Source organism: Microbacterium laevaniformans, assembly GCF_016907555.1.
Lineage (GTDB): Bacteria > Actinomycetota > Actinomycetes > Actinomycetales > Microbacteriaceae > Microbacterium > Microbacterium laevaniformans.
In genome coordinates this window covers 545,293-558,126 of sequence record NZ_JAFBCE010000001.1, presented here as the reverse complement: position 1 = coordinate 558,126, position 12,834 = coordinate 545,293, and the positions used below count along the sequence as shown (strand labels likewise).

8 protein-coding genes are annotated in these 12,834 nt (G+C 63.1%); 5 read left to right on the top strand and 3 right to left on the bottom strand.

Annotated features, from left to right (window positions below; all coding sequences use genetic code 11):
- Positions 1 to 70: 70 nt before the first annotated feature.
- The gene (locus JOE53_RS02515; RefSeq protein WP_204946691.1) at positions 71 to 1,276 is read right to left on the bottom strand and encodes an ABC transporter ATP-binding protein; all 1,206 of its coding nucleotides are present in this window, start codon (positions 1,274 to 1,276) and stop codon (positions 71 to 73) included.
- Positions 1,276 to 2,190 (bottom strand): ABC transporter permease, encoded by a 915-nt coding sequence (locus JOE53_RS02510; protein WP_204946690.1) that lies wholly within the window; start codon positions 2,188 to 2,190, stop codon positions 1,276 to 1,278. Before JOE53_RS02510 ends, JOE53_RS02515 begins: the two co-directional genes overlap by 1 nt.
- Positions 2,191 to 2,942: 752 nt before the next feature.
- Here JOE53_RS02510 and JOE53_RS15080 point away from each other — a divergent pair.
- A complete protein-coding gene (locus JOE53_RS15080) occupies positions 2,943 to 4,739 on the top strand; it encodes a glycosyltransferase family 4 protein (RefSeq protein ID WP_204946689.1) in 1,797 nt (598 codons plus the stop codon).
- 30 nt (positions 4,740 to 4,769) lie between these two features.
- Here JOE53_RS15080 and rfbA read toward each other — a convergent pair whose 3' ends face one another.
- Entirely contained in the window at positions 4,770 to 5,639 is an 870-nt protein-coding gene (rfbA, locus tag JOE53_RS02500; protein ID WP_204946688.1) for a glucose-1-phosphate thymidylyltransferase RfbA, read from the bottom strand.
- A gap of 79 nt (positions 5,640 to 5,718) precedes the next feature.
- Between rfbA and rfbB the strand changes: the two genes are divergently transcribed.
- From rfbB to JOE53_RS02480, 4 genes are all read left to right on the top strand, one after another.
- The gene (gene rfbB / locus JOE53_RS02495; protein ID WP_204946687.1) at positions 5,719 to 6,717 is read left to right on the top strand and encodes a dTDP-glucose 4,6-dehydratase; all 999 of its coding nucleotides are present in this window, start codon (positions 5,719 to 5,721) and stop codon (positions 6,715 to 6,717) included.
- Positions 6,680 to 8,122, top strand: coding sequence for a sugar nucleotide-binding protein (locus tag JOE53_RS02490; RefSeq protein WP_204946686.1), 1,443 nt, complete (start codon positions 6,680 to 6,682; stop codon positions 8,120 to 8,122). Before rfbB ends, JOE53_RS02490 begins: the two co-directional genes overlap by 38 nt.
- A 552-nt stretch (positions 8,123 to 8,674) precedes the next feature.
- A complete protein-coding gene (locus JOE53_RS02485) occupies positions 8,675 to 11,125 on the top strand; it encodes a hypothetical protein (protein WP_204946685.1) in 2,451 nt (816 codons plus the stop codon).
- Positions 11,126 to 11,135: 10 nt separating this feature from the next.
- Complete coding sequence (locus tag JOE53_RS02480; RefSeq protein WP_204946684.1) at positions 11,136 to 12,830, top strand: hypothetical protein; 1,695 nt, start codon at positions 11,136 to 11,138, stop codon at positions 12,828 to 12,830.
- The last annotated feature ends 4 nt before the right edge of the window (positions 12,831 to 12,834 follow it).

The window sequence follows — 12,834 nt, the reverse complement described above, 5'->3', positions numbered from 1 at the left end:
ATAGACAGCGAGCCGTCGGACCGACGGGGCCTCGACTCGCGGGCGCCGGTCTCGGCCGCCTGGGTGCAGCTCAGGTGATGACGGCACCGACATCAAGGCTCAGATATCCGCTAGAACGGGGGTCGGGGGTGACCTCGAAGGAGGTCGCTTGCATCGTGCTGTGCAGATTGTGTCCGGTCGTGTCCCGCAGCAGCGTGTTGACGAAGTAGCGACCACCGCCGAACGACGCATTCTGGATCGTGAACACCACCGCTCGACTGCCTCGAACTGGCTGCGGCGGAGTATTGAGTCGATCCGTGGCGGTCTCGAAGACCTTGACGCCTGTGAGGTCATCGATCTGCACCGCCGCGATCCACGACTCCAGGTTCTCCGCCTCGATCTCGAGCCGTATCTCGAGATCGTCGCCGGGGTGCAGAGCCGCTCCGGGTGCACGCCCCACAGCCGAGGCCGTGCACCGGACGATCGCCCCGGTGCGGCGTTGACCGTCGTCGATAGCCCTCGCGGACTCGGCGACACGATTCTCTTCGAGGAGCTCCCGGAAGTGGGCTACTGCCCTCTCCGGGTCACCGTCGTGCACGACCTCGCCCTTGTCGAGCAAGATCACTCTCGTGCAGAGCTCGGTGATCTGTCCGAGCGCGTGGCTGACGATGATGATCGTGCGACCTTGGCGCTGGAATTCCGCGATGCGGTCCATGCACTTGCGTTGGAAAGCCTCGTCACCGACGGCAAGCACTTCATCGACGAGAAGGATATCGGGATCCGTGTGGATCGCGACCGCGAAGGCGAGCCGTACGTACATTCCTGATGAGTAGAACTTCACCTGGGTATCGATGAAGTCGTCGATTGCCGCGAAGGCCACGATCTCATCGAATCTCGCCTCCGTCTCGTCCCTCGAAAGCCCGAGAACCGCCGCATTGAGATAGACATTCTCGCGTCCCGTGAGATCGGGGTGGAATCCGGCGCCGAGTTCGAGAAGGGCGGCGAGCCGACCACGCTTGACAACAACGCCGGATGTCGGCTCGATGATCCCGCCGATCATCTTGAGCAGAGTGCTCTTGCCCGATCCATTGTGGCCGATGAGACCCACCGTCTCTCCAGCACGGATCGTCGTGGAGACATCACGCAGAGCCCAGAAGTCCTTCTTGTGATGGCGACCCGCGCGCCCCAGCGTGACGATGCGTTCCTTGATCGACGAGTCCCTGCGAACGACGAACCTCTTCGACACATCCTCGACGCGCACGACTTCCGGCGCTTGCGGGGGTCTGGTGGTATCCATCACAGCTCCTGCGCGAAGTTGCCCTGCAGCCGCAGGAAGACTCGGTGACTGGCGAAGAGGCAGACCACACCGACCGCGAGGGCGACCAAGATCCGAAGAAGCAGATCCGCGGGGAAACTCGACTCGGGCGCCGCCATCCAGAAGGCCTTCTGAAAGCCGAGCACCGCGAGCGTCAGCGGATTGTTGGTGTAAACGTCCAAGAGAAGGGGCGACGTGATGATCGAACTCACCATCTGCCACGAGTAGACCACTGGACTGGCCCAGAACAGCAGCATGGTGCCGACCTCGACGAGGTACTGCATGTCCCGCAGGTAGACGTTTATGGCGCTGAACAGCAGGGCCGCAGCGGTCGCATAGACGATGAGCAGCAACAGCGCCGGCACCAGGTAGAAGAAATCGAAGTGCAGTGGCGGGCGTCCGGCGATGATGGTCGCCAGGATCAGCACGAGAAACTGCACGCCGAAATTGAAGAGTCCGCCGCCGACGCTCGCAAGCGGAAAGACCTCGCGAGGCAAGTGCACTTTCTTGACGAGCCCCGCATTCGACAAAATCGAACCGGTGCCTCCGCCGACCGTCTCGGTGAAGAAGCCCATGGCAGTGAGGCCCGCGAAAACATAGACGGCGAAGTCAGGGATCCCCTTAGCCGCCTGAAGAAAATGCCCCATGACGACGAAGTAGATGGCCAGCTGAAGAAGCGGACGCGCAAGTGACCAGAAGAATCCGAGCGCGGAGTCCTTGTAGCGGGCTTTGAGGTCACGGCGAATCAGAAGGCCCAGCAGCTCGCGTTGGCCGAGGATGCTGCGTATCGGCCACCAGACACGCGAACGTCCCTGCGGTACCCCGCTCGTAGGGGCCAGCGGTTCGGTGGCGAGCCGAAGCATCCGTTGGGTCGCCTCAGCGTGGAATCCAGACATCCCTGACAGCCTAACGGTCGGGCCTGACGGATACCCCAGAGCGACGGCGACAGACGTCTGCGACTTCGGAGGTGCCACCCATCGGCGAGATCGGCGGCGCTGATAGTGTTGCGGGGTTCTAGAAGGAGTCCTCCATGCCGTTGCGCCGCACTGATTTTGTGTCTGTGATCGTCCGCCATCGAAATGACGACAACGCAACACAAGCGACGATCGCGGCGGTTGCGGCGACCGACTGGCCCGAAGAACTTCGGGAGATCATCGTCGTGTCGGAGACGGAGACCACCACGGCATTCCCCGGGGCCACCACCGTCCTGTCTTCGAAGGATGCCACATCCCACCCGTCGAACGTCGGGGCTACGAAAGCAAAAGGCCTCTACGTCGCGTTCGTCGAGGCGGGGGTGCTGCCCCTCCGCGATTGGATCAGCGCCGCCCTCCAAGTGTTCCACGGTGGTCTGCAGATCGGGGCGGTCGCGAGCAAGACTCTTCGTTCCGACGACCACGTGATCGACTTCTCCGGTGGGGGGCTGACGTGGTTCGGAATGGGATACAACAGCGCGACGGGCAGCGATCAGGGCCGTTCACGGGACGTACTGTTTGCGACACGGGCTGCAATGTTCGTGCGGGCTGCCGCGTTCAAGGAAGTCGGTGGCTTCGACGCGCGACTCGCGTCCGCGTACGACGACGTCGACCTCGGCTGGCGAATGAACCTCTATGGACACCGGGTGAGGTTCGCTCCCCTGTCAGCGGCCGAGGTGACCGGCGGCGCGGCCGCCCATGCAACGCGCCGTGAGATTCTGGAACGTAACGCGCTGATCGCTCTCTTCAAGAATCTGGAAGAGCACAACCTCGGCAAGTTCCTGGCCGGCGCCCTCGGTCTAGCCGTCCGGCGTACCGTCGCCGCATCCGGCATCGCAGTGGTCGAAGACGACTCGCCATCCGCGCTCAGCCATGAGGTTCCGGCGCAGACGCTCTCCCCCATCCTCGGGGCCGATGCCTTCGTAAGATCGATCGACGAGCTTACGCCGAGTCGAACGCGCATACAGGAGCGCCGGCTGGTGCGCGATGAGGCACTTTTCTCACTGTTCGGCGACACCTCGCGGTCACTGGACGCCGATCCATCGATCCACCCTGTGGCCGACGCGCTTGCAAACTCGCTACGGATCGTGACGGCGCAGGGCCGCATTCGCGTACTCGTCGTCACCAGCGACCTGATCGGCCCCAAGATGGCGGGGCCCGCAATTCGCGCCTGGAACATGAGCGAACAGTTGGCCTACCGCAACGACGTGCGTCTGGTGACGTCGACGAAGCCAGGCCGTGCGTCCACGAGATTCGAAGTCGTCTACGCGGGCGACGATCACGCGATGCAGGAACATGAGGAATGGGCCGACGTCATCGTCATTCAAGGCTACGTCCTTCATCAATACAGATGCCTCGCTCAGACCGAGAAGATTCTCGTCGCAGACATCTATGATCCGCTGCACCTCGAGCAACTCGAGCAGGCCCGTCAAGCACGGTTCGAGGACTGGAACTCGCACGTGATCAACGCTGCCGATGTTCTGAACGGCCAGATCGGTAGAGCTGACTACCTGCTGTGCGCCTCCGACAAGCAACGAGACTTCTGGTTAGGACAGTTGGCCGCGGTCGGTCGCGTCAACGCGATGACTTACGAGGCGGACAACGCGTTGCGTGAGTTGATCGATGTGGCGCCGTTCGGGCTCGACCCTGTGGTCCCCGCCCAGGAGCGACATGCCATCAAGGGCGCTATCCCCGGAATCGGTCCCGACGACAAGGTGCTGCTGTGGGGTGGAGGGATCTACGACTGGTTCGACACCGATACTCTGCTGCGTGCGATGGCGAAGGTGACGAAGACACACCCGAATGCGCGTCTGTTCTTCCTCGGCGTCGCTCATCCGAACCCGGGCGTGCCGATGATGAAGGCCCAGGCGCGCACGTTCGAGCTGGCCGACTCGCTGGGTCTAACGGATCGCGTCGTCTTCTTCAACCGCGAATGGGTGGCCTTCGACGATCGCCACAATTACCTGCTGGACGCCGATGCCGGCGTCAGTACGCACTACGAGCACATCGAGACCGCTTTCTCGTTCCGTACCCGCATCCTCGACTATCTGTGGGCGGGTTTGCCCATGGTGACGACGGCGGGCGACGGGTTCGCTGATCTCATCCAGGGATCGCCCCTCGGAGTGACCGTCCCCGAGCGAGACGTCGACGCTCTCGCAGCGGGCATCATCAAGGTTCTGTACGATGTCGAGTTCCGGGCGGAGGCGACGGAGAAGATCGCCGATGTGCGTCAGGACTTTGCGTGGAGCCGCGCCCTGGCCCCGCTGACGGCATTTTGCGCCGCGCCTCGCTCGGCGCCGGACCGTATCGTGTCGACGCACGGGCGGGTCCTGCGCATGCCCGACCCCGCAGCGGAAGCGATCCGCAGCCGCCATCACGGATTGGGCAAGTACGGCAGGCTCTCCCTCCTGTACCTGCGTCGAGAAGGTGTGCTCGGTTTCGTGAAGCGTGCCCGATTCCGTCTAGGGGTCTAACGGCCGGGAGGTGACTCAGGACGCTCGGCGTCAGCGCCCCTGCGCCATGGCCTTCAGCAGGTAGCGTCCGTAACCGCTCTTCACGAGAGGTTCGGCGCGTTCACGCAGTTCGTCGTCACTGAGGAATCCCATCCGCCACGCGACCTCCTCCGGGCACCCGATGGAAAGCCCTTGCCTCTTCTCAACGGTGCGGATGAAATCGGCGGCTTCGCTGAGAGAGTCGAATGTTCCAGTATCCAGCCACGCGGTGCCCCGGGGCAGAAGCTCCACCCGGAGATCGCCGCGCTCCAGATAAACCTTGTTCACATCAGTGATCTCAAGCTCCCCCCGAGGAGAGGGTGCGAGGTTCTTGGCGATCTCCACGACATCGTTGTCGTAGAAGTACAGCCCCGGAACAGCGTAGTTGCTCTTCGGGATGAGGGGTTTCTCCTCAAGCGAGAGAACGCTGCCGTCGGTGTCAAACTCGACGACTCCGTACGCGGTGGGATCATCAACCCAGTATCCGAAGACCACGCCGCCTCTCAACTCCGTGTAGCGGCGCAGACGAGTACCCATGCCCTGGCCGTAGAAAATGTTGTCGCCCAGGACCAGCGCGGCGTTGTCGGATCCGATGTGGTCCTCGCCGAGGATGAATGCCTGAGCAAGACCGTCAGGCGACGGCTGCACTTTGTAGGTAAGTGAGACACCGAAGCGAGATCCGTCGCCCAGGAGACGACGGAACTGCTCGGAGTCCTGCGGCGTCGTAATGATCAGGATGTCGCGGATGCCCGCAAGGATGAGCGTCGACAAGGGGTAGTAGATCATCGGCTTGTCGTACACGGGGACGAGCTGCTTCGAGATGCCATGAGTGATCGGATGCAGCCGCGAGCCTGTTCCGCCCGCGAGAATTATTCCTCGCATAGGCCCAGTCTTTCATCCGGAGCGGAGGCGTCCAACTCGGCGCGGCGGAGTCCACGGCTATCCCCGTTACGCTGGTGCTATGCGCAGGCTTGTGGTGACTGGTGGTGCGGGTTTCATCGGTTCGAATTTTGTCCATCACGTGATCGAGCACACGGATGATCATGTGACGGTGCTCGACAAGCTGACCTATGCGGGAAACCTTGCCTCGTTGGAGGGGCTGCCGGCGGAGCGGTTCCGGTTCGTTCACGGTGACATCGCCGACGCTGAGCTCGTCGATGAGCTGTTCGCGGGGGCGGATGCGGTGGTCCACTACGCGGCGGAGTCACACAACGACAACAGTTTGAGTGATCCGCGTCCGTTCTTGGATACGAACATCGTCGGGACGTACACGTTGCTTGAGGCTGCGCGTAAGCATGGGACGCGGTTGCATCACATCTCGACCGATGAGGTGTACGGGGATCTGGAGCTGGACGATCCGGAGCGGTTCACGGAGAACACCCCCTACAACCCTTCGTCGCCGTACTCGTCGACGAAGGCGGGGTCGGACCTGCTGGTGCGGGCGTGGGTGCGCTCCTTCGGTGTGCGGGCGACGATCAGCAACTGCTCGAACAATTACGGTCCTTATCAGCATGTGGAGAAGTTCATTCCGCGTCAGATCACGAACGTGATCCGTGGGATCCGTCCGAAGCTGTACGGGGCGGGCGAGAACGTGCGCGACTGGATCCACGCCGACGACCACTCCTCGGCCGTGCTGACCATCTTGGAGAAGGGTGAGATCGGTCAGACGTACCTCATCGGTGCCGATGGTGAGAAGGACAACAAGACCGTCGTCGAGTTGATCCTCACGATGATGGGGCAGGCGGCGGACGCGTACGATCACGTGACCGACCGCGCCGGGCATGACCTCAGGTACGCGATCGATTCGACGAAGCTGCGCACCGAGCTCGGGTGGGCCCCGCAGTACCGGGATTTCGAGGCCGGGCTCGCGGCGACAATCGACTGGTACCACCGGAACGAGGCCTGGTGGGCGCCGGCGAAGGATGGCGTGGAAGCGTTCTACGCGTCGAAGGGGCAGTGACGCGGTGACGGAGTACGGTAAGCAGCTCGCCGTCACCGAAACCCCGATCCCTGGGCTGGTGGTGTTCAATCTGCCCGTGCATGGGGATGCGCGGGGCTGGTTCAAGGAGAACTGGCAGCGGGAGAAGATGACCGCACTGGGCTTGCCCGATTTCGGACCGGTGCAGAACAACATCTCCTTCAACGATGCCGTCGGCACCACCCGCGGCATCCACGCCGAACCGTGGGACAAGTGGGTGTCGGTCGCGACCGGGCGGATCTTCGGCGCCTGGGTGGACCTGCGTGAGGGTTCCACGTTCGGTGCCGTGTACACGACTGAGCTGGACCCGTCGAAAGCGATCTTCGTTCCCCGCGGCGTCGGCAACTCCTACCAAACCCTCGAACCCGACACCGCGTACACGTACCTCGTCAACGACCACTGGTCACCGACCGCGGCCTACTCCTTCCTGAACCTCGCTGATGAGACCGCGGGCATCGACTGGCCCATCCCCCTCTCGGAGGTGGAGATCAGCGAGAAGGACAAGAACCACCCCCGCCTCGCAGACGTGACGCCGATCCCGCCGAAGAAGACCCTCATCATCGGGTCGAACGGGCAGCTCGGTAAAGCCCTCCGCGGCGAGTACGGCGACGCACCCCATATCGAGTACGCCGACCGCACCACCCTCGACATCACCGACCCCGGCCTCGAGAGCGCGCGTCGCTGGCGTGACTACGGTACGATCATCAACGCCGCCGCATACACCAAGGTCGACCTCGCCGAAGCCGCGGACGGCAGGCGGGACGCGTGGGCCGCGAACGTCACCGGCCTCACGGCGCTGGCACGCATCGCCACCACCCACGCTCTCACGCTCGTGCACGTGTCCAGCGACTACGTCTTCGACGGCACGTCCGAACGCCCATACCGCGAAGACGACCCCCTCTGCCCGCTCGGCGTCTACGGACAAACCAAAGCCGCCGGCGACCAGATCATCACCACCGTCCCGCGGCACTACATCATCCGCACCAGCTGGGTCATCGGCGACGGCAACAACTTCGTCCGCACCATGGCGTCGCTAGCCGAACGCGACATCAACCCGAAAGTCGTCAACGACCAGACCGGTCGACTCACCTTCACCACCGACATCGCTGCAGGCATCCACCACCTCATCGACACCCAGGCGCCCTACGGGACCTACAACCTCACCAGCGCAGGAGACCCACAATCCTGGGCCGACATCGCCCGCCACGTGTTCGAACTGACCGGGCACGATCCGGCGCGCGTTACCGACGTCTCGACGGAGGAGTACTTCGCCTCCGCAACGAGCCCGGTGGCGCCGCGCCCGCGCAACAGCGTGCTCGACCTGGACAAGATCCACGCCACCGGCTTCACGCCGGCGGGCCGGCTCGGGCAGTACTTCTCTGGTTGAAGGGTCACGAGGCGCGCTGCGTGGCGGTGAAGGCGGCGGGAGCGGACCTGATTACAGTTGAGGTGTGAGTCATCTTTCTGGCAGTCTCGGCGCAGCAGCCCTTCTGTGTCTCGCGGTTGCCTTCGTCGGCTGCGCGCCCATCGCCGCGCCGCCGAACAGCCTGGCTCCCTCTCAGACCTCGTCGATGGGCTCGGTCTCACCAAGATCGACTACTCCCGCGGCTCCCCCATCGAACGCCACGTCAGACTCTCCCCGGGAACCATCAGCCACTCCCGCATCAGCATTGGTGATTGTGACATACGGTACCCGTGACGCTCAGGTCTACGCCTCCGGGCTCCTCCCCGGTACCGACGCGGCTGAGGGAACGTGCACGCTCACAGTGAGCAATGGCGACGACGTCCGCACGACGAGCGTAGTCGCGGTCGCAAGCTCATCCGCCGTTAACTGTGGAGTCGCGAGTGTCGCGACGCCTCCCGGTACGTGGAAACTTGTTCTTCGCTACTCATCGTCAAATCTCACAGCCGTGTCGGACCCGGTGGAGGTCGTCGTTCCGTGAGCAAATCACGTCGAATCATCACCCGCGTAGTGTGCGCTCTCGCCGCGGTCGCGGCGGTGCTGGCGGTGGTGGCGGCGCAGGAAGCGCCCCCCGCGCAGGCGGCCAATGCGAGCGACTTCCGCGCGGGTCTGATCATTTCCGATCACAACTTCTTCGATGCTCAGTCCATGAACGCCGATCAGGTCCAGGACTTTCTGAACGGCAAGGTTCCGAGGTGTTCAGGTTCCAACGGACAGCCGTGCCTCAAGGACTATTCCACGAATGTCACCCCGATCGCCGCGGATTCCTACTGCAGCGGTATCCCTGCGGGAACGATGACTGCTGCGCAGATCATCGTGGCCGCCGCGCGGGCGTGCGGGATCAGCCCCAAGGTGCTGATCGTCATGCTGCAGAAAGAGCAGGGACTGATCACCGACCGCTCGCCCGATGATTGGAGCTACCGAGCAGCTCTTGGGCAGGGATGCCCCGACACAGCGCCCTGCGACAATGCGTTCAGTGGCTTTTATCGTCAGGTCTACTTCGGAGCGCGCCAGCTGCGCATCTATCAGCAACGCCCTGAGTGGTTCGGGTATCAGATCGGCTGGAACAACATCCTCCGCTCACCGGACACGTCCTGCGGAACAGCCCGCGTGTACATCGAGAACGACGCAACGCGCGCGCTATACATCTACACCCCCTACACACCGAACGCTGCGTCTCTCGGCAATCTTTACGGCTCAGGAGACGACTGCTCGACCTACGGCAATCGCAACTTCTGGCGTGATTACAGCGACTGGTTCGGATCGCCGCTGGGCTCGATCGGCGAACAGACCGTCACCGCGAAGTACAACTCGCTCGGCGGCGCATCCAGTTGGCTCGGTACGGCAGCGACGAGCATCGTCTGCGGAATCAAGGACGGCGGCTGTTGGCAGCTGTTCGCCAACGGGCTGATCGTCTACTCGCCGGCCACGGGCGCGCAAGAGATGCAGGCACGCGTGCACGACGCATGGGTGAGCCAAGGGTACGAGAACGGGTGGATGGGCTATCCCGCAACACCTACCGTCTGCGGCATCAAGAACGGAGGCTGCTGGCAGCTCTTCCAGGGCGGTGTGATCATGTATTCACCGGCAACCGGAACGCAGCCCATGCGTGCCGTTATCCACGATGCGTGGGTTTCCCAGGGCTATGAGAACGGGTGGATGGGTTTCCCCACCACGCCCACCAACTGCGTATCGCGGGACGGAGGTTGTTGGCAGCTCTTCGAAAGCGGTCTGATCCTCTACTCCCCCGCAACCGGAGCGCAGCCTATGCGCTCGGTGATCCACCAGGCGTGGGTCTCGGAGGGGTATGAGAACGGGTGGCTGGGCTATCCCACCGCGGGTTCCGAGGCCACGTCGAATGGTGGCTACACACAGACCTTCCAGGGCGGCGCCATCGCGGTGGACCAGAATGGGACCGCCACATACTCGGGCACCGCCGCAAACACCGGGGCGGCGCAGATCGCCAATGCGATGCGGTCTCTTTCCTGGCTCGGCGCGCCAGCCACCCCCGCCGTCTGCGGGAGCAAGGACGGGGGGTGCTGGCGCGCCTTCGACAACGGTGTGATCATGTACTCCCCCGCGGCGGGAACTCATGCGTTGCGACCGGCGATACATCGAGCGTGGGTCAGCCAGGGCTACGAGCAGGGATGGTTGGGCTATCCCACGAGCGACGCGTCAGCGGCAGGCAGTGGTTTCACGCAGAAGTTCCAGGGGGGGACGATCACGGTCGATGGCGCGGGTACGGCGACGTTCACCGCGAACGGCTCTGATCCCGCCCACGTTGCGCAAGGGGCGATTGCGACCCGTTCCGCCGCCAACAACTGGCTAGGCACAGCCGGAACACCCGTCGTCTGCGGATCGCGTGACGGAGGATGTTGGCAGGCGTTCACGCATGGCGTGGTCATCTATTCGCCCGCCACCGGAGCACAGGAAATGCGCTCCGAGGTCCAATCCGGCTGGGTCGCTCAAGGGTACGAGAATGGGTGGATGGGTTATCCGACCGGTCCTTCCGTCTGCGGCGGAAAGGACGGCGGCTGCTGGCAGAGCTTCCAGTCCGGCGTTGTGATGTACTCGCCGAGGGCCGGGGCGAATGCTGTTCGTCCGGCGTTCCACGATGCCTGGGTCGGGCAAGGATACGAGGACGGCTGGATGGGCTACCCCACCACGCCTACGGTGTGCGGTGGTCGAGACGACGGATGCTGGCAAGCGTTCGAGGGAGGTGTCATTCTCTCCTCTCCTTCGACGGGGACGCATGTGATGCGCCCTCAGATCCAGACCGCCTGGGTGGCGCAAGGATACGAAGTGGGACGGCTCGGGTACCCGACATCCGACAGCAAATCGACGCCTGACGGCGGATACACACAGGACTTCCAGGGTGGAACCGTCACGGTTGCGAAGAATGGCGACGTGACGCTCGCCCTCAACTGACAGGAACGACATGACATCTGCTCTGGCTCATGCCGTCCACCGTTATCGACCGCGCGCTGCTCGGTCTCGCGCGTGGTTGATCGCTTTGGAATCAGTCGCGGTGTTTGCGGTCACGCTTGCCATCCACCTGACCTATCTATCCCGGCCGACCTTCCTGGACGAGATGGACAACATGATCGGCGGAAACGTGGTGGCGCAGGGCGGCGCCGTCTACACCGACTTCTTCAGCCAGCACATGCCCATGGCGTACTGGCTTTCAGGCGTGGGCTACGCCGTAGGATTCACAAGCTTCACCACGCAGAGGTTCTTCGTCTACGCAATCTTCGCGTTGCTGCTGGCTCTGCTCTATGCGCGGAACGTCCGCGTGTTCGGACGCATTCCGATGCTCGTCGTGGTCGTTCTCGTCCCGATGATGCACGACGCGAATCCCGAACTCTCCTACACCGTGCTCTCGGACAACTACCAGGCGCTGTTCGGTCTCTACCTCCTCTTCGAAGTGATCACGATGGGTCTGCGTCGTGACAGCAGTCTGCGACGCTGGGCGATGATCGCGACCGCGGCCGCGCTGAGCTTCTCCGTCGCCTTCGTCTCTGTGTACTACTCAGCGGCGGTGATCGTCTGCGCGGCGTTGCTGAGTGTCCTGAACGACCGACACCGACTGACGGGCGCGCGTGCATGGTTCCGCTTCGTCGGATTACGCGCGCTTGTCACCGTCGTTCCCTTCCTGCTGCTCGTCGTCTCGATCGCACTCACAGGCGCCCTCCACGACGCGTATCGCCAGGCGTATGTACTCAACCGCACGTACTACCCTCAGTATCTTGCCGACGGCTTCGGGGCGAATCCGCTCGAACCTTTCTTTGGCGGGTTGACGGCGATAGCGACGCAGACATTCACGGCCCGTGGGCTCACCGAGACGTTCTCGCGCGAGCTTGTCTATCAGTTCGCCTTCCTCGTCGTCTTCCTTCTCACGTGCGTGTTTGTGTGCTTCGTTCGTCCCGTCCTGGGTGTGTGCATCTTCTGGATGGGCAGTCTCACTGCGACGAGAGGGTGGTCGGGATTCCACTCCCAACCACTCTGGGCCTTCTTCGTGGGAACGGCCGGCTTGATGGTCTGGTTGGTGATCGCCTGGGCTTCGCAGCGGAGCACGGCCGAGGCTCGACCAAAGGGCGCACGCGTGATGGTCGCCAGCCTCGTTGTTGCGGCGATCGCGTCCGTCGGTTCCTATCCGTTCGCTCGAACAACATACGAAAACCGCGATCAGCTGCTCACGCGCGTGGTGTTCCCCAACCCCGACCGGACCGCTCTGATCGAGGCTCTCGTGCCCCCGGGAGAGGCCTACGGAGAGTTGAACATCAACAACGTCTACGACTTTGTACTGACGCGGCGACTGCCCGCTGGCGGAATCTCAGGCGTGACCCCGTGGTTCGGCGACATGTTCGATGAAGAGATGACGAACAGGGTCAAGAGCGATCCTCCCGTGCTCTTCTTCAGCGATGAGGAGAATCTGGTGTGGGGTCACGTCGTGGCCGACCATATCCCGTTGCTCCAGGCATATCTGAAGGAGAATTACACTCCGGTATCGGTCAATGCTCCCGCTGTGAGCCAGGGCATCTTCATCCGCAACGATGACGTGCAACGTGTGCTTCCGCTGCTCCAGCAGCGATTCCCCGGAACGAACCTGCCGTCACAGACCTCACCTCGATAGCGCG

Bases quoted from the DNA above. Each gene is read 5' to 3' on its own strand.
- JOE53_RS02515 (WP_204946691.1), bottom strand. From the start codon at position 1,276: ATGGATACCACCAGACCCCCGCAAGCGCCGGAAGTCGTGCGCGTCGAG.
- JOE53_RS02510 (WP_204946690.1), bottom strand. From the start codon at position 2,190: ATGTCTGGATTCCACGCTGAGGCGACCCAACGGATGCTTCGGCTCGCC.
- rfbA (WP_204946688.1), bottom strand. From the start codon at position 5,639: ATGCGAGGAATAATTCTCGCGGGCGGAACAGGCTCGCGGCTGCATCCG.
- rfbB (WP_204946687.1), top strand. From the start codon at position 5,719: ATGCGCAGGCTTGTGGTGACTGGTGGTGCGGGTTTCATCGGTTCGAAT.
- JOE53_RS02490 (WP_204946686.1), top strand. From the start codon at position 6,680: ATGGCGTGGAAGCGTTCTACGCGTCGAAGGGGCAGTGACGCGGTGACG.
- JOE53_RS02480 (WP_204946684.1), top strand. From the start codon at position 11,136: ATGACATCTGCTCTGGCTCATGCCGTCCACCGTTATCGACCGCGCGCT.